A 21249-nucleotide genomic window follows, 5' to 3' on the forward strand; every position below is an offset into this window, starting at 1 on the left:
GCGGCTTGGGTGATGTCTCATGCCCGGCGAAGCGGGAGAGACGCGTGCACACCATCGTCTTGCAAGAGCCATTCCGGGCGCTGTTCTACAGCCCCTTCTACGCCGCCCTGGCGCGCGGCGATTTTGCCGCGCAGGGGGTGGAGGTGCGGCTGATCACGGTGGGGGAGCCGGATCGCGCGGTGGCCAACCTTCTCTCCGGCGCCGCGGACCTTGCCTGGTCCGGGCCGATGCGGGTGATCCGTGACCATGCCGCCAATCCCGAAAGCCCGCTGGTCAGTTTCGCCGGCGTGGTGATGCGCGACCCCTTCCTGCTGGTGGGGCGCGGCGCCAATCCCGGATTCAACCTGCATAATCTCGCGGCAATGCGCCTCGGCGTGGTCAGCGAGGTGCCCACCCCCTGGTGGTGCCTGCAGCAGGACCTTCTTCAGATCGGCCTCGACCCGGGGCAGCTGGACGTCACCACGGGGCGGTCCATGGCGGAGAATGCGGCGGCCGTCCTGGCCGGCGAGATCGAGGTGGCGCAGCTCTTCGAGCCCTTCGCCAGCCAGGCGGTGACCGCCGGGGGCGCGGTCTGGCATGCCCAGGCGGATCGCGGCCCCACCTCCTATACCGCCTTCTATGCCACGCGCGCCGCGCTGGCGGCGAAGCGGCCGGCGCTGATCGGGCTGGTGCGCGGCCTGGCAGCGATGCAGCGCTGGCTGCATGCGGCGCCGGTGGCGGAGGTGGCGGCCACCGTCGCGCCCTGGTTCGAAGGGCTGGACCGCGCCACGCTGGAATCGGGCATCGCCCGCTACCGCGACCTCGGCGTCTGGGCCGGCGACCCGGTCTTCCCGGAAGCGGCCTTCAATGCCCTGGAAGGCGCCATGTTCGGCGTCGGCGCCATCCCCCGCCGCCCAGGCTTCGCCGCCTGCGTCGATACGGAGCTGGTGGCGGAGGCGCTGGCATGAGCAAGACGCTGCCGACCCGCGCGGACTATCGCTACTTCCTCGAAATCCCGACGCGCTGGATGGACAACGACATCTACGGCTGTAGAGGTCCAACCTAAACGCGCTCGCCAAACAATCTACGAAGCGCTCCTGAGGAGCGACCTGGCTAGCTGCTCCGGCGTACCAACGCCTTTTTCCTCGACCAGCTGCTAAAGCCTGTCCCTGCGCCGCTTGACAACTGAGATCACCGGTTGAAACTTCCGACATCGCAATTACCAAGGTAGGCTCGATGAAGCTTATTCATGCGCGGCTGCTGGCCGTCGTAACGGCGGCTTTTAGCCTTTCGGCGTGCGCACAAAATGTGTGGATCCGCCCCGGCGCAAGCACGCAAGAATTTGATGCAGAACGATACGCTTGTGAGCGCGACGCTCGGCAGAGTGGCGGCTTCGGTTCCGGACTTGTGGGAGCGATGGAGGCCCAAGCGTTCTTCAACCGCTGTATGACTTCGCGCGGCTGGCGCCTTCAGGAACGTGAAGCTGCCCAAGCGAGCGTAGCGAGCGCACGCAGTTCAGTTCAGGAAGCCATACAGCAACGCCGTGTGTGTATCTCCAGCGTTCGTGCTAATCCTCAATATGCGCCTATAGCGGACCGCTTCAGCGACATTCAGACGGGTCGTTTCAGTTTCAGACAAATGGCTAACGCCGACATTCCTACCCCGCAGGATGCGGCCCTAATGACGCACTATCTAAGCGAGGCCCGTCCTTGCGTAGAATCCTACATGTCGACCATTGCGTCCCAATTGCCGCCTGCCCAAATGCAACTACTCCGCAGCAACACAAGCGAAGGCGATGCTTTGTCGGCGCAGTTGGTGCGACGTCAGCTGAGTTGGGGAGAGCACGCGACAAGGGTCAATCAGCTTTTCGATAACAATTCAACACGCGACCAACAGCAGTCACGTAGGTAGCCCAGAACGGTGTGGATTCCGTGACAAATCACCAGACCGCTGCCCATCTGTCGCAGTTCCCGCATCACTGTCAGATCACGACTCGATGGTCGGACAATGACGCCTACGGACACATCAACAACGTTGTGTTCTACGGCTTCATGGACACGGCGATTAACCGCTGGCTCATCTCGGTGGGGGCGCTTGATATAGCCGGTAGCGATGCAATCGGCCTCGTAGTTGAGACTGGATGCCGCTACCGTAAGCCGCTCGCCTACCCTCAGGACGTGGTCGTAGGATTGCGCCTTGCTAGGCTCGGCAACACCTCCGTGCGCTACGACGTGGCCATTTTTGGCGCGGGAGAGGACGCAGCGGCAGCGGAAGGACACTTCACACATGTCTACGTCGCACGCGACACTGGACGACCGGTCCCAGTGCCATTTGATCTGCGCAAGTCGCTGGACGAGTTGAGGTAGACTGAAATCCATCCACTTCACGCGGTGCTGGCGCGCTTCCTGCTCGGCAGCGGCGCCATCAACCTGGTGGACAGCCCGGTGATCGGCGTGGTGGTCGAGACGCTGTGCCGATTCCACGCGCCGATCGCCTTCCCGGACCTGGTCACCGCCGGGCTGCGTGCGGAGCGCGTGGGCAATACCTCGATTCGCTACGGCATCGGCCTGTTCCGCGGCGACGACCGGACGGTGAGCGCCGAGGGCCATTTCGTGCATGTCTATGTGGATAGGGCCACGCAGCGGCACCCGACCGCCCTGCCCGATACGTTACGACTGGCGGCCGCCGGCCTTCTCATGCCATGATTCAGCACGACAACCGGGGGTTGCAACTCCGGGCCTGGAACGGTTAGATTCCACCATAGGCTGAGGAAAGGGTTCGCAGGTGCCAGACGCCGCAGGTCATGCCGCAGGCCCCTCGCCAGGTCTGACGCGATGAGCGCCACCGGGCTGCTGCCAGCTTGGCGCCTCGCCCCGCCGTCGCGCCTGGCGGTGGAGCCCATCCTCGGTATCCGTGCCCTGCGCTATGAGGGGGAAGGCCGGCCGGGCGCGCTGCCGGCGATCGCCGGCCTGCGGCTGCAGGCCCAGGGCGTGCCCGGCGCCAGCTGCAGCTTCGATCCGCTGACCGGCCTGACCTTCCTGCAGGAACTGCCACCGGGGCCCCGCCGCCTGCTGCTGACGGATCCGGAACGCCGCTACATGCCGGCCGCGCTGTCCGTCGACGTGCCCTCCCGCTTCCCGGCGAGGCCGACCCTGGGCGCGGCGCCGGAGGCCGCGCCGCCGCTGCGCCTCAGCCTGCGCCTCCGCCCCTCCCCCTGCCGCGCCGTGCCGGCCGGGATGACGGCGGTGATCGGCCGGCTGCGCGACCGCGCGGGCCGCGGCATCCCGCTCGGCCGGCTGGAATGCGAGACGATGCTGCCCGAAGGCCGCCTCCGAATCGTCACCTGGACCGATGCCGAAGGCAGCTTCGCCCTGCTGCTGGCGGGCGAGGCGACGCGGCTGGATGCCCCGCCGCCACGCCCCGTGGCGCGCGCGCTGCAGGTCAGCCTGCCTCGCCCCACTCTCGCCGCGGCGCTGGCCGCCGATTTCCTCGGCGCTCTGCCGGAGGGGCTGGATCGGCTGACGCCGGCGCGGCAGGAGGAGCTTTTCGTCCCCTGCCCCGTGCAGCCCTGCGATGCGGAGGGCCAGCCGGCCGAGACCTCCGCCGGGCTGCTGCCGATCCGCCCCGGGCGCACCATCCGCTGGGATCTCGTGACTCCCCATTGACGCCGAGCCGAAGCTGCACGCATTGCGGGTGACCCGGTAGCCAAGGACCGGGACCCAGGATGCGGAAGGAAGCAGACGGCAATGGCGACGCTGAACAGGCTGGCGATCCTCGATGACTTCCAGGGCCTGGCCCTGGAGATGGGGCCGTGGAACCGGCTGCCGCCGAGCCTTTCCGTTCAGGTCTTCCGCGACAACTTGGCCGACCAGGATGCGCTGGTCGAGCGCCTGCTGCCCTTCGACGCCATCCTCGGCATCCGCGAACGCACGCCCTTCCCGGCCGCGCTGCTGCAGCGCCTGCCCAATCTCAAGCTGCTGATGACGACAGGCGAGCGGAACCGCGCCTTCGATGTCGCCGCCGCCAATGCCCAGGGCATCACCGTCTGCGGCACACCTTCCGCCGGCGCGCCCACCGTCGACATCACCTGGGGCCTGATCCTCGGCCTGCTGCGCGACCTGCCGGCGCAGATGGCCAGCCTGCGCGCCGGCACCTGGCAGGCCAGCGGCGCGTCGAACAGCGTGGGCACCGCCTCCGAGGGGCTGACGCTCGGCATCCTCGGCCTCGGCAAGCTCGGCACCCGCGTGGCCAAGGTGGGCCAGGCGCTGGGGATGAAGGTGATCGCCTGGAGCCAGAACCTGACCGCCGAGGCCGCCGCCGCGGCCGGCGCAACGCGGGTGGAGAAGGCGGAGCTTTTCGCGCAGTCGGACGTGGTGACGCTGCACATGATCCTCTCCGACCGGTCCCGCGGCATCGTCGGCGCGGCGGAGCTCGCGGCGATGAAGCCCAGCGCCTATATCGTGAATACCAGCCGCGGCCCGCTGATCGACCAGGCCGCGCTGATCGCCGCGCTGAAGGAGGGCCGCATCGCCGGCGCCGGCCTCGACGTCTTCGACCGGGAGCCGATGCCGCTGGACCACCCGCTGATGTCGACGCCCAACACGATGCTGACGCCGCATCTGGGCTATGTCTCGCGGCAGAACTTCTCCGCCTATTTCCACGGCGCTGTGGAGACGATCGAGGCCTATCTGGCCGACAAGCCGATCCGGCTGCTGAAGCCATGAGCGCGCTTCCGGACTTCTGGGCCGGCGCCAGCCAGGCCGAGCGCGACGCCGCCTACAACAATGCCGAGGCCGTCGCCGACAGCCCCGCGCTGATCGCGGAACGCGACGCGCTGGCGGAGGCGTTTCGCGCCGCGCATCCGGGGCATCTCGACCTGCTCTATGGCGAGGGCGAGCGGGAGGCCTGGGACCTGTTTCCCGGCAGCGACCCGGCCGCGCCCTGCCTGGTCTTCATCCATGGCGGCTATTGGCAGCGGAACCGGCGCGAGAATTTTGCGCATCTTGCGGAGGGTGCGCTGGCCATGGGTTGGTCCGCGGCCTTCAACGGCTACACCCTGGCCCCCGATGCGACGCTGACCACCATCGCCTGGCAGATCCATCGCTCGCTGGACTGGCTTTCGGCGCATGGGCCGCAGCATGGGATCGCCGGGCCGCTGGTGGCCTCCGGCTGGTCCGCCGGCGGGCACCTCGCGGCCCTGGCCCTGGAACATCCGGCGGTGACGGCGGGGCTCGCCATCTCCGGCATCTTCGAACTGGCGCCGATCCGCGACACCTATCTGAACGCGGCGCTGCGCCTGACCGAGGCGGAGATCGCGGAGCTTTCGCCGATGCGCCGGCCCGTGCCGCACAAGCCGCTGGCCATCGCCTATGGCAGCGCGGAACTGCCGGAGCTGGTGCGCCAGAGCCGCGATTTTCACGCAGTTCGCAGCGCGGCGCATGCGCCGGGTCCGCTGGTGCCGATTCCTGGCGCTGACCATTTCCGGGTGCTGGAGGCGCTGCGGCAGCCGGGCGGGACGTTGCTGCGGCTGGCGGAGACCTTGTTGAGCTGAGGCAGGGCGGCGGCGTTTGCCCCCACCCCGACCCTCCCCCGTCAGTACGGGGGAGGGTTGGGTGGGAGCAAAGGCGCTCCCTCAGACCGGCGCGTTGTTCCCCAGATACCGCGCGGCCCCCTCCGCCAGCACCGCGACGCACTTCGCCAGATCCTCGTCCTTCGTATCCTCCGCCCAGTGATGGCTGATGCCGCCGATGGAGGGGGAGAAGAGCATCGCGGCCGGCATCACCTTGGCCATGTATTGCGCGTCATGCCCCGCCCCGCTCGGCATGTGCCGCCAGGCGCCGGGCGCCAGCTGCTCCGCCGCCGCGGCCAGTGCCGCCTGCATGGCCGGATCGCACAGCGCAGGCTTGGACAGGCTCACCGCTTCCAGGGCCACCGTGCAACGCTCCCGCCGATTGGCCTCCTGCACGCAGGCGCGCAGGCAGGCCTCCATGCGGGCGAGCACCGGCTCCTCCACGTCGCGGAACTGGAACAGCACCTCGGCCCGGCCGGGAATGATCGAGGCCGCGCCGGGGTCGAGGCTGATGCGGCCGCAGGTCCAGGTGCTGCGCGGGCCGCAGGCCATGGGCATGCGCTCATCCAGCATGGCGAGCAGGCGCACGGCGGTGAGGCCGGCATCGCGGCGCTCCGCCATGGTGGTGCCGCCGGCATGGTCCTGCATGCCCTCGATGGTGATGCGCCACTGCCAGATGGCGACGATGCCGGTGACCACGCCCACCTGCTGCCCGGCCGCTTCCAGCTGGGTCCCCTGCTCGATGTGCAACTCGAAAAAGCCCTTGTGCCGGCCGGGCTCGCGCTGGATGCGGGGCAGGCCTTCCAGCCCCGCCTCGCGCAGCGCCTGGCGCAGCGGCTTGCCGTGATAGCGGTTCGCCAGGCGGTCGATCTCGTCATCGGAAAGCTCTCCGATGAAGCTGCGGCTGCCGATGAAGCTGCCGTAGTGGCCTTCCTCATCGGCGAAGGCGATGACATCCACCGGCAGGCCGGCGCGCGCCAGCGCCACGCCCGCCACCACGCCTAGCGCGCCATCCAGCCAGCCCGCCTGGTTCTGGCTCTCGATATGGCTGCCCACCAGCAGCTTCGGCCCAGGGCCGGGATGGCGGCCGATGACATTGCCGATGCCATCGATGGCGGGCTCCAGCCCGCATTCGGCCATGCGCTCCATCAGCCAGCGCCGGCTTTCCATATCCTCGGGCGAGAAGGTCGGGCGATGCACGCCGGTCTTGTAGGCGCCGATCTTTCGGAGCTCGTGCAGATCCTTCAGGAAGCGGGCGGTATCGACCTGCGGCATGATCTCTCCGGGCGGTGGGTTGCGCCACCATGGTGGAACGCGCTTGGTGGCGCCGTAAAGCCAGGAGAGAATGATGCCCGAGATCGCCCGCTTCATGCCCCCCGAGACCGGCCGCGCCTGGCCGCCCTTCGCCATCTCCGTCCGGCATGGCGCCACGCTCTATGTCTCCGGCATCGGGCCGATGGGGCCGGACGGCGTGCCGAAGGACGATTTTGCCGCGCAATTCGCGATCGTCATCGGCCATCTGAAGCGCGCGCTGGAGGAAGGCGGCAGCAATATGCGCAGCATCCTGAAGGCGAATGTGCTGCTGACGCGCGCCGGCGACGTGGCGGAGATGAACCGCCTCTACGGCGCTGCCTTCCCGGCGGATGCGCTGCCCGCGCGCACCACCTGCGTCGTGGCGGCCCTGCCGGTGCCGGACTTCCTGCTCGAGATCGAGTGCATCGCCGCCGTCTACTAGGACGCCTTCCAGGGCGTGCTGCGCCAGATCGCGCCATAGGCCGCATTCTCGCGCTGCACGAAGGCGGTCATGGCGGCGCGGTCCATGTAGCGCAGGATCAGGTAGTCGCGATCCGTCATGGCCTTGAATTCCGGGTCCTGTGCGGTGCGCCGCACCGCTTCCTCCCAACGCTGGACGACCGGCGCGGGCGTGGCGGCCGGCAGGGCGAAGCCGCGGGCGGAGCCCGCTTCCAGCGGCCAGCCCGCCTCCCCCGTCGTCGGCAGCTCCGGCGCGCGGTCCCAGCGGCTTTCGGACATCAGCGCCAGCACGCGCAGCGTACCCTGGATATGCGCGCGCACGGTGAGGCTGACGGTGGAGATGGACCCCGCCACATGGCCGCCCTGGACCAGCTGCATGGCCTGGCCGGCGCCCGGCGTCGGCACCCAGGTGAAGCGCACGCCGGCGGCGCGTTCCAGCTGCATCAGCGCGAGATGCGGCGCGCTGCCGACGCCCGCACCCGCCATGGTGATCGTCTCCGGCTGCGTCCGCGCGGCGGCCACCAGATCGGCCAGGCTGCGATAGGGCGAGTTGGGGCCGACGAAGATCGTATAGGGCTCATCGGTCAGCAGGCCGACATAGGCGAAGCTGTCCACCGTGTAGCGCGGGCGATTGTCGTACAGCGCGGTGACCAGCGCGGGGAAGGAGACCAGCGCGGCGGTGCGGCCATCCGGCACGGCGGCCGCCACCTCGTTCAGCATAATCATGCCGCCGGCGCCAGGGCGGTTCACCACGATGACCTGCTGGCCCAGGTACTTCTCGAAGAAGGGCGCGGCCATGCGCGCGGCAAGGTCGATATTGCCGCCGGGCGTGAAGCCCACCAGCAACTGCACGGGGCGTTCCTGCGCCTGGGCGCGGGAGACGATGGCAGGCAGGGCGAGGCTGGCGGCGAGGAGACTGCGGCGCTTGGGCAAGGCTGGAACCTCCGCAAGGGGCAGGATTCATCCTAACATTCGCCTCTCACCGCGATGCAAGGATAAGGTTGCGGCCGTGGGAGACGGTGTTAGGCTTTGTCCTAACGTTTGGGAGCGGCCCGCATGCTGCGCTTCAGCAACTTCCTCTTCCCCGAGAGTCGCGACCCCGATCGGGACGCCGATGCGATCCGCGAGGCGATGGAGGAGGCGCTGCTCTGCGAGCAGCTGGGCTTCGAGGTGATCTGGCTGGCCGAGCATCACTTCGACGGCAATTGCGCCTATGTCGATCCGGTGACCTTCGCCGCCGCGATCCTCTCGGCCACCAGGCGCATCAAGGTGGGCTTCGCCGTAGCGCAGGTCTCGCTGCACCATCCGACGCGGCTGGCGGAGCAGATGTCGCTGCTGGACAATCTCTCGCGCGGCCGCGTCATCGTCGGGCTGGGGCGCGGCACCGCCTACAACGTCTACGAATACCAGGGCTATGGCATTCCCGCGGAGGAAGCGCTGGAACGCTACGAGGAGGCCGAGGGCATCATGCTCAAGGCCTGGACCAGCCCCGAGGGCATGCGCCATGAGGGCAAGCACTGGACGCTGAGCATCCCGCGGCTGCGCCCCACACCCTTCACGAAACCGCATCCCTATGTGATCCGCGCGGCATCATCGGAGGCGGGGGCGCTGCACCTGGCGCGGCGCGGCCTGCCCTTCCTGATGAATGTGCAGTCCTTCGAGACCACGCGCGACCGGCTGCTGCAATACCGCGCCACCATGCTGGAGGCGGGCTTCGGGGCGGAGCAGGTGGAAGCCTGCCTCGCCGAGAGCTGGTGCTGGCGCAACATCTTCGTGGCGGAGACGGATGCCGAGGCGCAGCGCATCGCCGTGCCGAATTTCCTCGCCATGCAGGAACAGCGGAAGGCGCTGCGGGAGCGCATCTATGCCGAGCAGGGCATCATCATGAAGAAGGAGACGGTGCCGCCCGCGCGCGTGGATCCCGAGAAGGCGCTGATCGCGGGCTCGCCCGCCACCGTCGCGGCGCGGATGGCGGAGCTGGAGGCGACGGGCATCGGCGGCGTCATCGGCAGCTTCCGGCTCGGCCCCATGCCGGCGGCGCTGGCTGCGCAGTCGCTGCGTCTGTTCATGGAGCAGGTGGCGCCGCGCTTCCGCGTCAATGCCACGGCCCTGGCGGCGGAATAGCCACGCCGCCCGCTCAGCCCGGCAGCGCCTCCCGGTAATAGCGCATATCAAGGTATTTCTGCGGGTCCGTCAGCGCCGGGCCGGGCGGGCCGAACTGGCTGCGCAGCGCGAGCACGGTGCGGATGCCCTCCACATCCACCGCCGCGCGAGGTTCGAAGCCGGAACTCGGATGCAGCAGGACGCGGTAGGAGGCCTCGGCCGTCGCCTCCGCCATGCCGGGCACGTTCCGGCGCAGCAGGGCCAGGGCCTCGGCGCGGTTCGCGGGGTCGTAGAGCCAGGCCAGCGCATCGATGGTGCCGCGGATATAGCCCACCACCTCCGCCCGATGCGCCGCCGCCCAGTCCCGCCGCGTGGCGCCGACCAGGCCCTGGTAGCAGCCCAGCATGGTCGCGGCATCCGCCAGCGTGCGGAAACCCTGCGCCTCGGCCTGGACCTCGAAGGGCGAGATCAGCAGGGTGCCGGCATGCTTCTTCTCCAGCAGCGCCTGGAAGCGCTGCATCACGCCGCCGGCGCGGACATAGCTGACATCCTCCTGCTTCAGCCCGCCCACTTCCACCAGCTTGCGCAGCACGAAGGCATAGCCGGTGGTCAGGGCATCGACCGAAAGCTCCTTGCCGCGCAGGTCGTAGAAGCTGCGCACCTCCGGCACCGTCACCAGCTTCAGGAAGCCGTTGTCGCCGCCCATCACCACGGCCAGGTCCGGCGTGCCGGAGACCGCCGCCTCGCCCTGGCCCTCGCTATAGGCGATGACATTGTCGATGGCGGTCACCGCCATGTCGAAGCGACCGCCGATCAGGTTGGTGAGCTGGAAGGTGGAATTGGGCGTGGGAGTCAGGGTCACCGCCACGCCGTGGCGCGCGAAGAATCCCTTTTCCATGGCGGCCCAGATCGGCCAGTTGAAGCCGCCGGGGAAGGTGATGAGGGAGACCGGCCGCAGGGTCTGGGCGCGGGCGAGCGAAGGCGCGGCGAGGGCTGCACCCAGCAGGGCGCGGCGGGCGATGGGCATGGCGTGTCCTCCGGTCTTCTTGACGCCAGCCTAACGAGTTTCCGCGCGGGGGTGCACGCCAATACCTACGGCCGTCCCCGGCGATGCGCCGGTTTTCGTTCAAGGCCGTCGGGCGCCGCCCCCCTCAGGCCGCGTCCTGCGCGGCGCGCAGCGCGGCGATATCGAGCTTCTTCATCGTCTGCATCGCCGCGAAGGCGCGGGCGCTGCGCGCCGGATCCGGGTCGCGCATCATCGACAGGATCGCCCTCGGCATGATCTGCCAGGCGAAGCCGAAGCGATCGGTCACCCAGCCGCAGTCGAGCTGCTGGCCGCCATCCGACATCCGGTCCCAGAAATGGTCGATCTGCGCCTGGTCGTCGCATTCGACACAGAGCGACTGCGCCATGCTCGGCTTGAAGGCCGGGCCGCCATTCAGGCCGAGGAAGCGCTGGCCAGCCAGGGTGAATTCCGCCGTCAGCACCGGCGCATCCGCCGGCTGGCGCATGGTCGGGCCGAGCTCGGCGGGCTTGCCGCCGTCGCGGAAGGCGGCGACGTAGAACCGCGCCGCCTGCTCCGCCTGCCCGTCGAACCACAGGCAGAGGGTCAGGCCGCTCATGCCGGCGCGCCCTGCGTCATGGCCTCGGTCGCCGCGACCATGTCCATCCACATCACCTCCCAGATATGGCCGTCCGGATCGGCGAAACTGCGCCCGAACATGAAGCCGTGATCCTGCACCGGGGTCGGGTCCGCCCCGCCGCCCGCCTTCGTCGCGCGCCGCACCAGGTCATCCACCTCGTCGCGGCTCTCGGCGGAGAGGCAGATCATCACCTCGCAGGCCTTGTGCGCATCGACGATGGTCTTGCTGGTGAATTGCGCGAACTTGGCATGGGTCAGCAGCATCACATGGATGGTCTCGATGAGGACCATGCAGGCCGCGGTGTCGTCGCTGAATTGCGGGTTCCGGCGCGCCCCGATCGCCTCGTAGAAGGCCACCGCGCGCGGCAGGTCCGTGACGGGCAGGTTGATGAAGATCAGCCGTGACATGGCGAGGCTCCTGTTCAGCGCCGGCCGTAACTAAACAATACGGTTAAGTATTGCAACAGGCCGGCGCTCACAGCCGCGTCAGGTGGTCAGCCCGCCATCCACCACCACGGTCTGACCCGTCACCATGGCGGCGCCGGCCAGCAGGAAGACGATGACCTCCGCCAGGTCCTCCGGCTTGCAGCGACGCTTCAGCAGCGCGCCCTCGATCGAGGAGCGGCGCTGTTCCTCGGTCCATTCGATCATCCAGGTGCTGTCGACGGCGCCAGGTGCGACCGCATTCACCCGCACTTCGGGGGCCAGCCCGCGCGCCAGGTTCTTCGTCAGCGAGATCACGCCGGCCTTGGTCGCGCCATAGGCCATGGAGGAGCCAGCGGAATTGATGCCGGCGATGGAGGCAATGTTGACCATGGCGCCCTGCGCCGCGCGCAGCGCCGGCCCCGCCGCCTTGGCGCAGCGGAAGACGCCGCGCAGGTTCACCTCCAGCACCGCATCCCAGAGCTCCTCCGTCAGCCGGTCGAATTCGTGGGGCGCGATGGCCGTGGCCGTGCCGGGCGTGCCGGCATTGTTCACCAGGTAGTCGAGGCGGCCGAGATCCGTGACGGCCTGCTGCACCATCCGCGCCGCATCCGCCGCATCGGCCACAGTGCCGGGCGCGGCCAGGATGCGCGCATTGGTCTCGCTTTGCAGCCGCGCGACGGACTCGGCCCCCCGTGCATCGCCGGCCAAAAAATTGATCGCGACATCGCAGCCGCTGCGCGCCAGCAGCGTCGCGGTGGCCAGCCCGATGCCCGACGCGCCGCCCGTCACCAGCGCCGCCTTGCCGCGAAGATCGTAGGTGATCATGCCTCCCGCCCCTCCCCCGCCAGGGTGCCGATCTGCCGCAGCGCGCGTTTCAGCGCGAGCAGCCGCCGGTCCCGATCCTCCAGCACATCCGCCGTCTCGCCCGGCCAGTCGTAGAAGCCGGCGCCGGCCATCACCCCGGTGCGGCCCGCCGCCACCAGCGCATCCACCGCATCGCATTGCCCGCGCACCGGCGGCGGCTCGTACATGCGGTTGGCGAGGCTGGTCTGGGTGAAGGCGAGGCCGGTGAAATCCGCCTTGGCCAGCACGCCGAGGATCGGCAGGCGCAGCGCGATGCCCTCGATGATCGCGGTGTCGATCTCGGAGGCCGTGGCCACGCCCTCATCCAGCAGCTTCTGGACCTCCAGCGCGATGGCGGATTGCACGCGGTTGGCGATGTAGCCGGGCACGAACTTGCGCATCACCACCGGGCGCTTGCCCATGGCGCGGCAGAATTCCACGGCGAAGGTCACCACCGCCGGGTCGCAGGAGGGGCCGCCGACGATATCGACCAGATCCACCAGATAGGGCGGCGTGTACCAGTGCATGATCAGCGCGCGGTCCTGGCGCGCCGCGGGAATCAAGGGGAAGGGATTGAGGTAGCTGGTGTTGCTGGCGATGATGGCGGCGGCCGGCGCCAGGCGGTCGATCTCGGCAAACAGGGCGCGCTTGGCCTCCGGCTGCTCGATGATCGCCTCCAGCACCAGGTCGGCGTCTTCCAGCGCCTCGGCCAGCACGGGCAGGCGGGTGACGGCGTGGTGCAGCCATTCGGTATCGGCCTCGCGCGGCGCCTCGCCGGCCACCACCAGCGTCTCCAGCGCCGTCTCCATCAGCCCGCCGGCCTTGTCGAGGGTGGCCATGCTGCTGTCGGTCAGCCGCACCTCATGCCCGCCCAGGGCGAAGACCAGCGCCAGCGCATGCCCCATGGTGCCCGCGCCGATGACCGCGACCTTGATGCCCATTGCGTTCCACCCCCGAAGATCAGGCGGCGAAACTGGCCCGGCCCGGCGCCGCGGGCAAGCGGCGCCTCAGCTGCCGCGATAGGTGGCGTAGGACCAGGGCGAGCAGAGCAGCGGCACGTGATAGTGCCCCTGCCCTGCCGCGAGCCGGACGAGGATGGGCACGACGTCCAGAAACCCCTCCCCGCCGAACTGCGCGCCGACGTGGAAGCGCAGCTCATAGGTGCCCGCCACAAAGGTGTCCGGCGTCAGCAGGGGCGCATCCGTGCGGCCATCGGCATTCGTCACCGCCTCGGTCACCTTTGCGGGGCCGCCGGCCTGATGGCGAAACAGCTCCACCAGCACGCCGGCCATGGGCTTGCCGTTGCCAGTGTTCAGGATATGCGTGGTCAGCGCGGAGGCCTTCATTCGCGGGGCGCTCCGGCGGCGACCCAGGCGATCAGCTTCGCGCGTTCCTCGGCCGTGATCTCGGTCAGGTTGCCGGGCGGCATGGCCTCGGTCGCCACCTGCTGGCGCATGGCCTGCGCCCAGCGACGGATCTGCCCCGGCTCATCCAGCCGCACGCCCTTCGGCGCCTCCGCGAATCCCTCCTGGGTCGGGCGGGCGGCGTGGCAGCTGGCGCAGCGGGCGGCGGTGATGGACTGCACCTCGGCGAAGGCCGGCGCCTCCGCGCCCGGGGGCTGGCGCGCGGGCATCAGGGCGAAGGCCATCAGGCCGATCACGGCCACCGCCGCGATGGGCAGGGCCACCGGGTTGCGGCCGAACTGCCGCTGCACGAAGAACTGCCGCACCAGCGCGCCGGCGAGCGTGATGGCCAGCAGCACCACCCAGTTCCATTGCGCGCCCCAGGTCATGGGGTAGTGCGGGCTGATCATCAGGAACAGCACGGGCAGGGTCAGGTAGGTATTGTGGACGCTGCGCTGCTTGCCCCAGCGGCCATACTTCGCATCCGGCACCTGCCCCGCCTGCATGGCGGCGACCATCTTCCGCTGGCCCGGGATGATCACCATGGCGACGTTGGCCACCATGATGGTGCCGGTCATCGCGCCGATCTGCAGGAAGGCACCGCGGCCCGAAAACACATGGCAGGCGACGAAGGCCGCCACCACCAGCAGCCCCACCCCGAAGGCCGAGAGCAGCGCCTCGTTCTCCCCCCATTTCGACCGGCAGGCGAGGTCATAGACCACCCACCCCGCCACCAGCATCACGGCCGAGATCGCCACCGCCACGCCGGGCGACAGGTCCATCACCGCCGGGTCCACGAGATAGGTGCTGGCCTGGCCCCAATAGATCAGCATGAACAGCGAGAACCCGCTGATCCAGGTCCAGTAGGCCTCCCATTTGAACCAGTGCAGCTTCTCCGGAAGGCTGGCCGGCGCATTCAGGTACTTCTGCTTGTGGTAGAAGCCGCCGCCATGGATCGACCACTGCTCCCCCTTCACCAGGGGGTTGCCGTCGCGCGGGGCGTCCAGCTGGTTGTCCAGGCCGATGAAATAGAAGCTGGTGCCGATCCAGGCGATGCCGGTGATCAGGTGCAGCCAGCGGATCAGCAGATTCGCCCATTCGGCGAGGTAGGCCAGGTCCATCGTCCCAAGGATCCTTCGGCGCCGGGGAGGCCCGGAGCGCCATCTTGCGCTGCAACAATCGCCCCGCCGCCGCCCGCCGTCCAGCCGATTGAAATGCCCCGCTTGCGGCCTTGTGTGCCGCGCCGGCCGCCGCGGGGCACCGAATCATGGTAAGCGGCAGCCTCCGGCGACGATCCGGCCGCCATCGGCGGCCTGGCGCGCGCCGTGGCGATGAGGTGCTGCTTCTCGATGGACGCGTCCAGTCTGGCAATGCTCGGGATCATCCTGGCCTTGCTCTGTGCCTCCGCCATGTTTTCCGGCACCGAGACCGCCTTCACCGCCGCCAGCCGCGCCTTCGTCACCCGCCGCGCCAAGGAAGGCGACCGCCGCGCCGCCACGCTCGGCCGCCTCAGTGAGCGCAAGGACCGCGTGGTTGCCGCCATCCTGGTGGGCAACAACCTGGTCAATACCACCGCCACGGCGCTCGCCTCCGCCCTGCTGATCTCCTGGTTCGGCGAGGGGGGCGTCGCCTATGCCTCCCTCGTCATGACCGCCCTGCTGGTCATCTTCTCCGAGGTCCTGCCGAAGACGCTGGCGCTGCGCGCGCCGGATGCGGCGGCGATGCGCGTGGTGCCCGTGCTGTCCGGCACCATGCGGGTGCTCGGCCCGGTGGCGGACCTCGTGAATATCGTGGTGCGCGGCACGCTGCGCCTGCTGGGCTTTCGGGCGCCGGAGGCCGAGCGGCCCGGCATCACGGAGGACGAGCTTCTGGGGGCCATCGACCTGCATGGCATGGGCCATGCGGGCCCGGCGGATCTCGCGGCGCGGCAGGAGCGTGGCATGCTGCGCGGCGTGCTGGCGCTGGACGACATGGCCGTGCGCGACGTGATGACGCATCGCTCCCGCATCGTCGCGCTCAACATGGCCGAGGCGCCGGAGAAGCTGCTGGCGAAGGTCCTGGCCTCCCCGCATGCGCGCTTCCCCCTGTTCGGCCGGGATGGCGAGGAGATCCTGGGCGTGGTGCATGCGCGCGACGTGCTGCGCGCGCTGCAGGCGGCCGGCGGCGATGCGTCGCGGATGGATCTCGCCGCCGTGGCGCATCCGGCGTCACTGGTGATCGAGACGCGGCCCCTGCGCGAGCAGCTGCAGGATTTCCGCAAGGCACCGATCAAGATGGCGATGGTGCTGGACGAATACGGATCGCTCAAGGGTATCGTCACGCTGGAGGATATCGTGGAGGTCGTGGTCGGCCAGATCGTGCAGCGTGGGGAGGCCATCCTCGGCGACCTGGCGGAGAATGGGGAGGTGGAGGTGCGCGGCGACCTGCGCGTGCGCGACATCAACCGGGAGCTCGGCTGGGGGCTGCCGGAGGATGAGGCGGCGACCATCGGCGGCCTGCTGGTGGCGCGCCAGCGCGGCATCCCGGAGGTGGGGGCGGAGGTCGCCATCGAGGGCTACGCACTGCGCATCCTGGAACGCCGCGGCCAGCGGATCGATCGCCTGGTGATCCGTCCCTTGCCCGTCGAAGTGCCGGCCTGACCCCGGCTTCCGAATTGCCAAAACCCTGCCTAACCTGTCCGGACAATTGGGAGTTTCGGGCATGGCGGATGCATTGGGCTGGCGGAAGCGGATCGGCTTCGTGGTGCCCTCCACCAACACCATCGTGCAGCCGGAAGTGGACGCGCTGCGGCCGCCCGGCGTGACCTTCCACCTGGCCCGCGTCTCCATCAAGGAACGCCCGCTGACCAGCGAGCAGGCCTTTCTCGAACACGTCCAGGCGATGCGCGACGGGCTGGGGGCGGCGATCGAACAGGTGATGACCTGCGGGCCGGAACACCTGGTGATGGGCGTGGCGCTGGAAGCCTTCTGGGGCGGGCTCGAAGCCTCGCAAAAGCTGAATGCGGAGCTGGAGGCCAAGGCCGGCGTCGGCGTCACCATGGGCAGCTTCGCGACGGCCGCCGCGCTGCGCGCCTTCGGTGCGAAGCGGATCGCCGTGCTGACGCCGCACCAGCCACGCGGCGACGCCATGGTGCAGGCCTGGTTCGCCGAGGCGGGGTTCGAGGTGGTGCGGCTCAAGGGCCTGAAATGCCCCTCCCCGCGCGAGATCGCCCAGGTGCAGCCCTCGGACATCCGCGCCAGCCTGAACGAGCTGGACGGCCCGGATGTGGAGGCGCTGGTGCAGGTGGGCACCAACCTGGTGGGCGTCGATATCGCCGCCGAGGGCGAGCGCTGGCTCGGCAAGCCGGTGCTGGCGATCAATGCGGTGCTGGCCTGGGATGCGATGCGCCGCAGCGGCATCGCCGACCGCATCCAGGGCCATGGCCGCATCCTGGCGGAGCATTGATCGCATGGCGCAGGTCATCATCGCGGGCGCCGGCCCGGCCGGGCTGAGTGCCGCGCTGATGCTGGCGCGGGCCGGCGTGCCGGTGCGCGTGCTGGAACGGCATACGGAGCCTTTCGAGGATCCGCGCGCCGCCACCATCCACCCGCCGACCATGGAAATGCTTTTCGAGTCTGGCGTCACGGCGGACCTGCTCGCGCAGGGCATCCGCGCGCCCGTGTGGCAGTTCCGCGGGCGGGAGGAAGGGGTGGTCGCCGAATTCGATCTCGGCCTGCTGGCGGATATCACGCCCTTCCCCTTCCGGCTGCAATGCGAACAGCACAAGCTGTGCCGCATCCTGCTCAACCACCTCTCCCGCCACAGCCATGCCGAGGTGTGTTGGGGCGTCACCGTCACCGCCGTGGCGCAGGATGCCACCGGCGTCATCGTGACCACGGAGGACGGCACCACCCATCGCGCGGACTATGTGCTCGGCGCCGATGGCGGCCGCAGCGTGGTGCGCAAAAGCCAGGGCATCGGCTTCGAGGGCTTCACCTATCCCGAGCGCTTCCTGGTGGTGACCACGCCGCGCGACATGGCGGCGAAGGGCTATGCCATCTCCAGCTATGTCTCGGACCCCGTGACCTGGTGCGCGCTGTTCAAGGTGCCGGGCAAGGCGCCGCCCGGCCTCTGGCGCATCGTCTTCCCGACCGACCCGGCAGCGCCGGAGGCGGAACTTCTGGATCGCAAGGCGGCGGCCGAACGCCTTCAGGGGCTGATTCCGGACGCGGCGGGCTATGAGGTGGTGCACACCAATCTCTACGCCGTGCACCAGCGCGTCGCCGCCCGCTTCCGGCAGGGGCGCGTGCTGCTGGCCGGCGATGCCGCCCATGTGAACAATCCGCTCGGCGGCATGGGCATGAATTTCGGGGTGCACGACGCGATCCTGGCCGCGGAACGGATCGCCGCCGTGCTGGCCGGCGGGTCGGAGGACCTGCTGGACCGCTACGACCGCCAGCGCCGCCATGTGGCGGAGGCCTTCCTCCAGGCCATGACCATCGCCAACAAGAAGACGCTGGAGGAGAAGGACCCCGTCGCCCGCAGCGCACGGCTGGCGGAATTGCGCGCCATCGCGGCCGACCCGGCCAAGGCGCGGGCGCATCTGCTGAAGACCAGCATGATCGAGGGGGTCCGGGCGGCGGCGGCCATCCCCTGAAACAACACGCAATCCTGAGCATCACGCGGCATTGGACCCGGCGGCCGCTTCCTGCATAGGCTGGGCTCCAACAACTCGGGAGCCAGCCATGCGTCGTCGCCCTGCCCTCATTGTCCTGACCGGCGTCTTCACCGGGGCCCTGGCGCTCGCCGGTGCCGGCGCGCTGGCCCAGGCGGAGGCGGAGCGCCAGCTGGATGCGGCGCTGGAACGCCTGCGCGCCGCCTTCGGGCCGGAGGCGCGGCTTGCGATCGGCAGCCGGCAGGTGGATCCGGTCACCGGCCGTGCCCGCCTGGGCGACCTCACCATCACCGCGCCGCGCGAACGCATCTCGGTCACCGAACTGCTGCTGCAGGATGTGACGGCCAGCCGCCTCGGCCGGGCGGAGGCGCGGACGGTGCTGCTGGTGACGAATATCGGCACCTCCGAGGACCGCTTCGAGGCGGCGCGGCTGGTGCTCGGCGGCATGACCCTGCCGGCGGAGGGGGCGCGGCTCGATCCCGCCACCTTCGAGCTCGGCACGCTGGAGCTGGAGGCGCTGCGCGGCACCAGCAGCGAGGGCACCCTCACCCTCGGCCGCGCCACCGCGCAGGGCTATGGCCCTGGCGTGCTGGGCGCCGCCACGGTGGATGGGCTGGATTTCCAGGGCGGCGGCAAGGCGCCCAATGCGCTGCGCATCGGCCGCGCCGCCGTGCAATCCATGGTGCTGCCGCCGCTGGATGGCAGCATGCCGGATTTCCGGCAGTTCTCGGTCCAGGTGCTGACGCTGGAAGGCGCGACCCTGCGCGACCCGGGCAAGCAGGTGGATCTCGCCATCGGCCGCTTCGCGCTGCGGGATTGGGTGCCGGGGCGGCTGACCGATGCCGCGCTGGAAGGCGTGCAGATCGGCGCCCCCTTCGGGGCCCTGGGCCAGGGCGATGTGCGGATCGGCCGCATCGCCCTGCAGGGCATCGACATGGCCACCAGCGTGGCCGCGGCGCTGGACGATATCCAGGTGCCGGACCCGGTGCCCGGCACGCCGCAGCGCATCGTGCTGGAGGGGCTGGAGGCGCAGGCCGGCGGCCAGCCGGTCTTCACCCTCGGCCGCACCGCGCTGGAGGCGACGATGGATGCGGCGGGCCTGGCTGCGACCAGCATGGAATTGCAGGGCCTGCGCATCGTGCCGCCCAGCGGCAGCGCCGGCTGGCTGGAGGGCCTAGGCTATCGCGAGATCACCGGCGGGTCCGCCTTGCGCGCCACCGCGCGGCGCGAGGGCGGGGTGATGGAGGTGGACCCCTTCACCCTGACCTGGGACCAGGCCACGACGCTCGGCCTGCGCGCCGATCTCAGCAGCGTGCCCCTGCCCCGGCCCGGCGAGCCGGCGGAGCCGGAGGCCTATATGACGCAGTTCATGCAGGCGCGGCTGCATGCCCTGACCCTGACGCTGCGCGACCATGGCCTGGTCGGCCGGCTGATCGCCCAGCAGGCGCGCAACCAGCGCATGCCGGAGGACCGGCTGCGGGAACAGCTGGCGCAGATGGCGCTGGCCATGCCGGTGCCAGGCGAGGCGCCCGCCGGTCGCCCCGGCGCACCGCCGGCCCCGGCCCGCAAGGGCGCGCCGCCGAACGCCGCCGCCCCGGCGCCGCAGGCCGATCCCTTCCTGCCGGTCCGCCAGGCGGTGGCCAGCTTCATCCGGCAGCCGCGGGAACTGGAATTCACCCTGCGCCCGCCGCAGCCGATCAGCCTGGAGGAGATGTCGGGCCTGTCCGGCGCCGGGCCGGCGGAGATCGCGCGGCGGCTGGGGCTGGGTGCGGTCGCGCGATAAGCGCGCTGCGCGGCCGCGCTACTGCAGGCGGATCCCGGCGCTGCGCACCACATCGCCCCAGCGCGCCACATCGGCGCGCAGCCGCTGGGCGAAAGGCTCCGGCCCCTCGCCCAGCGGATCGGCGCCGATCTGCGCCATCCGCGCCTGCACCGCCGGGCGCTGCAGGGCGGCGGCGACGATGCCGTGCAGGCGCGCCACCAGCGCCGGCGGCATGCCCTTCGGCCCCATGAGCCCGTTCCAGGTGATGGTCTCGAATTCCGGCACCACCTCGGCAATCGCCGGCACATCGGGCAGCGCCGCGGCGCGGGTCAGGCTGGAGATGCCATAGAGCTTCACCGCCGTGCTCTGCGCATGCGGCACCGCCTCCGACAGATTGGCGAACATCACCGGCGCATTGCCGGCGATGAGATCGGCCAGCGCCGGCGCCCCGCCGCGATAGGGCACGTGTTCCGCCTGGATGCCGAGGCGTTGCAGCAGCAGCGCCATCGAAAGGTGCTGGAAACTGCCGACGCCGCCGGAGGCATAGGGGAAGCTGCCCGACCGCGCCCGCATCCAGTCGATCAGCGCGGGCAGGTCCGCCGCGCCGACGCTGCGATGCGCCATCAGCACGAAGGGATTCGTGCCGAGGTTCACGATGGGCGTCACATCCGCCACCGGGTCGAAGCGTGGTGCCTGCGCCATCGCCGCCGGCGCCACCGCCAGCACGGCGACCGCCACCATCATCAGCGTATGGCCATCGGCCGGGGCGCGGACCATCGCCTCCGCCGCGATCAGCCCGCCGGCGCCGGTGCGGTTCTCCACCACGAAGCTGCCGCCGGGGATCTCGGCCTGCAGCATCTCCGCCGTCAGCCGCGCCAGGCCATCCGTATTCCCGCCCGGCGCGAAGGGCACCAGGATGCGCACCGGCCGCTCCGGCCAGGGGGCCTGGGCGCGCAGGGTGGCGGGGGCGGCGAGCAGCGGCAGGCTGGCAAGCAGGTGGCGGCGTCGCATGGCAGCGGCATCCCGGATTTTGTCGGCCGCAGTGTCAGGGCATCGCGCCGCCGCGTCAGCCCCCTTTTCGCCGTCGACAGACCAGCCATGCGCCTTCGCTGCTGG

23 protein-coding genes are annotated in these 21249 nt (G+C 70.0%); 13 read left to right on the plus strand and 10 right to left on the minus strand.

From position 1 onward, the window contains the following. The first annotated feature begins 59 nt into the window (after nt 1-59). The 7 genes from ACTIF1_RS04360 (at nt 60) to ACTIF1_RS04390 (ending at nt 5530) form a co-directional block, all read left to right on the plus strand. Entirely contained in the window at nt 60-947 is an 888-nt protein-coding gene (locus ACTIF1_RS04360; RefSeq protein ID WP_439595153.1) for an ABC transporter substrate-binding protein, read from the plus strand. A gap of 268 nt (nt 948-1215) precedes the next feature. Then, nucleotides 1216-1890, plus strand: a complete 675-nt coding sequence (locus ACTIF1_RS04365) for a hypothetical protein (protein ID WP_439595154.1) — start codon at nt 1216-1218, stop codon at nt 1888-1890. Nucleotides 1891-1910: 20 nt separating this feature from the next. Next, the gene (locus ACTIF1_RS04370; protein ID WP_439595155.1) at nt 1911-2345 is read left to right on the plus strand and encodes an acyl-CoA thioesterase; all 435 of its coding nucleotides are present in this window, start codon (nt 1911-1913) and stop codon (nt 2343-2345) included. Nucleotides 2346-2369: 24 nt separating this feature from the next. Next, complete coding sequence (locus ACTIF1_RS04375) at nt 2370-2684, plus strand: acyl-CoA thioesterase (protein WP_439595156.1); 315 nt, start codon at nt 2370-2372, stop codon at nt 2682-2684. Nucleotides 2685-2813: 129 nt separating this feature from the next. After that, nucleotides 2814-3644 (plus strand): hypothetical protein, encoded by an 831-nt coding sequence (locus ACTIF1_RS04380; RefSeq protein WP_439595157.1) that lies wholly within the window; start codon nt 2814-2816, stop codon nt 3642-3644. A gap of 81 nt (nt 3645-3725) precedes the next feature. Beyond that, a complete protein-coding gene (locus ACTIF1_RS04385; RefSeq protein ID WP_439595158.1) occupies nt 3726-4703 on the plus strand; it encodes a D-2-hydroxyacid dehydrogenase family protein in 978 nt (325 codons plus the stop codon). Continuing rightward, complete coding sequence (locus ACTIF1_RS04390; RefSeq protein ID WP_439595159.1) at nt 4700-5530, plus strand: alpha/beta hydrolase; 831 nt, start codon at nt 4700-4702, stop codon at nt 5528-5530. Before ACTIF1_RS04385 ends, ACTIF1_RS04390 begins: the two co-directional genes overlap by 4 nt. A gap of 81 nt (nt 5531-5611) precedes the next feature. Here the strand turns inward: ACTIF1_RS04390 and ACTIF1_RS04395 are convergent, their stop codons facing one another. Next, nucleotides 5612-6823, minus strand: a complete 1212-nt coding sequence (locus ACTIF1_RS04395; protein WP_439595160.1) for a Zn-dependent hydrolase — start codon at nt 6821-6823, stop codon at nt 5612-5614. Nucleotides 6824-6896: 73 nt separating this feature from the next. Here ACTIF1_RS04395 and ACTIF1_RS04400 point away from each other — a divergent pair, with 73 nt between their 5' ends. Then, nucleotides 6897-7283: a RidA family protein gene (locus tag ACTIF1_RS04400; protein WP_439595161.1), complete on the plus strand. Its 387-nt coding sequence runs from the start codon at nt 6897-6899 to the stop codon at nt 7281-7283. Here the strand turns inward: ACTIF1_RS04400 and ACTIF1_RS04405 are convergent. Beyond that, complete coding sequence (locus tag ACTIF1_RS04405) at nt 7280-8233, minus strand: tripartite tricarboxylate transporter substrate binding protein (RefSeq protein ID WP_439595162.1); 954 nt, start codon at nt 8231-8233, stop codon at nt 7280-7282. The genes ACTIF1_RS04400 and ACTIF1_RS04405 overlap by 4 nt on opposite strands. A gap of 123 nt (nt 8234-8356) precedes the next feature. On the opposite strand from ACTIF1_RS04405, the gene ACTIF1_RS04410 reads away from it, so the two are divergent. After that, nucleotides 8357-9424 carry an LLM class flavin-dependent oxidoreductase gene (locus ACTIF1_RS04410; protein WP_439595163.1) on the plus strand — a complete coding sequence of 356 codons (1068 nt, stop codon included), beginning with the start codon at nt 8357-8359 and terminating at the stop codon, nt 9422-9424. Between the two features lie 13 nt (nt 9425-9437). On the opposite strand, the gene ACTIF1_RS04415 is transcribed toward ACTIF1_RS04410, so the two are convergent. The 7 genes from ACTIF1_RS04415 to ACTIF1_RS04445 form a co-directional block, all read right to left on the minus strand. Continuing rightward, nucleotides 9438-10430 carry an ABC transporter substrate-binding protein gene (locus ACTIF1_RS04415; RefSeq protein WP_439595164.1) on the minus strand — a complete coding sequence of 331 codons (993 nt, stop codon included), beginning with the start codon at nt 10428-10430 and terminating at the stop codon, nt 9438-9440. A 124-nt stretch (nt 10431-10554) separates the two neighbouring features. Further along, on the minus strand, nt 10555-11025 hold the full coding sequence (locus ACTIF1_RS04420; RefSeq protein WP_439595165.1) for a VOC family protein: 471 nt from the start codon (nt 11023-11025) through the stop codon (nt 10555-10557). Continuing rightward, nucleotides 11022-11453, minus strand: a complete 432-nt coding sequence (locus ACTIF1_RS04425) for a VOC family protein (protein ID WP_439595166.1) — start codon at nt 11451-11453, stop codon at nt 11022-11024. The genes ACTIF1_RS04420 and ACTIF1_RS04425 overlap by 4 nt, the downstream gene beginning before the upstream one ends. A gap of 78 nt (nt 11454-11531) precedes the next feature. After that, on the minus strand, nt 11532-12296 hold the full coding sequence (locus ACTIF1_RS04430) for an SDR family NAD(P)-dependent oxidoreductase (protein WP_439595167.1): 765 nt from the start codon (nt 12294-12296) through the stop codon (nt 11532-11534). Next, nucleotides 12293-13255, minus strand: coding sequence for a 3-hydroxyacyl-CoA dehydrogenase family protein (locus tag ACTIF1_RS04435; RefSeq protein WP_439595168.1), 963 nt, complete (start codon nt 13253-13255; stop codon nt 12293-12295). Before ACTIF1_RS04435 ends, ACTIF1_RS04430 begins: the two co-directional genes overlap by 4 nt. Nucleotides 13256-13321: 66 nt before the next feature. Continuing rightward, nucleotides 13322-13660, minus strand: coding sequence for a hydroxyisourate hydrolase (uraH, locus tag ACTIF1_RS04440; RefSeq protein WP_439595169.1), 339 nt, complete (start codon nt 13658-13660; stop codon nt 13322-13324). Then, nucleotides 13657-14838, minus strand: coding sequence for a urate hydroxylase PuuD (locus ACTIF1_RS04445; protein WP_439595170.1), 1182 nt, complete (start codon nt 14836-14838; stop codon nt 13657-13659). Before ACTIF1_RS04445 ends, uraH begins: the two co-directional genes overlap by 4 nt. Nucleotides 14839-15066: 228 nt before the next feature. Between ACTIF1_RS04445 and ACTIF1_RS04450 the strand changes: the two genes are divergently transcribed. The 4 genes from ACTIF1_RS04450 to ACTIF1_RS04465 all read left to right on the plus strand — a co-directional run bounded on the left by ACTIF1_RS04450 (nt 15067) and on the right by ACTIF1_RS04465 (nt 20154). Further along, complete coding sequence (locus tag ACTIF1_RS04450) at nt 15067-16356, plus strand: HlyC/CorC family transporter (protein ID WP_439595171.1); 1290 nt, start codon at nt 15067-15069, stop codon at nt 16354-16356. Nucleotides 16357-16417: 61 nt separating this feature from the next. Then, entirely contained in the window at nt 16418-17161 is a 744-nt protein-coding gene (locus ACTIF1_RS04455; RefSeq protein ID WP_439595172.1) for a maleate cis-trans isomerase family protein, read from the plus strand. Between the two features lie 4 nt (nt 17162-17165). Further along, a complete protein-coding gene (locus tag ACTIF1_RS04460) occupies nt 17166-18353 on the plus strand; it encodes an FAD-dependent oxidoreductase (protein ID WP_439595173.1) in 1188 nt (395 codons plus the stop codon). Between the two features lie 88 nt (nt 18354-18441). Then, nucleotides 18442-20154, plus strand: coding sequence for a hypothetical protein (locus ACTIF1_RS04465; RefSeq protein WP_439595174.1), 1713 nt, complete (start codon nt 18442-18444; stop codon nt 20152-20154). Between the two features lie 18 nt (nt 20155-20172). Here the strand turns inward: ACTIF1_RS04465 and ACTIF1_RS04470 are convergent, their stop codons facing one another. Continuing rightward, a complete protein-coding gene (locus ACTIF1_RS04470; protein ID WP_439595175.1) occupies nt 20173-21144 on the minus strand; it encodes a Bug family tripartite tricarboxylate transporter substrate binding protein in 972 nt (323 codons plus the stop codon). Nucleotides 21145-21249 lie beyond the last annotated feature (105 nt).

The sequence above is a fragment of the Falsiroseomonas sp. genome (genome assembly GCF_051860665.1).
In the GTDB taxonomy this organism is placed as follows: domain Bacteria; phylum Pseudomonadota; class Alphaproteobacteria; order Acetobacterales; family Acetobacteraceae; genus Falsiroseomonas.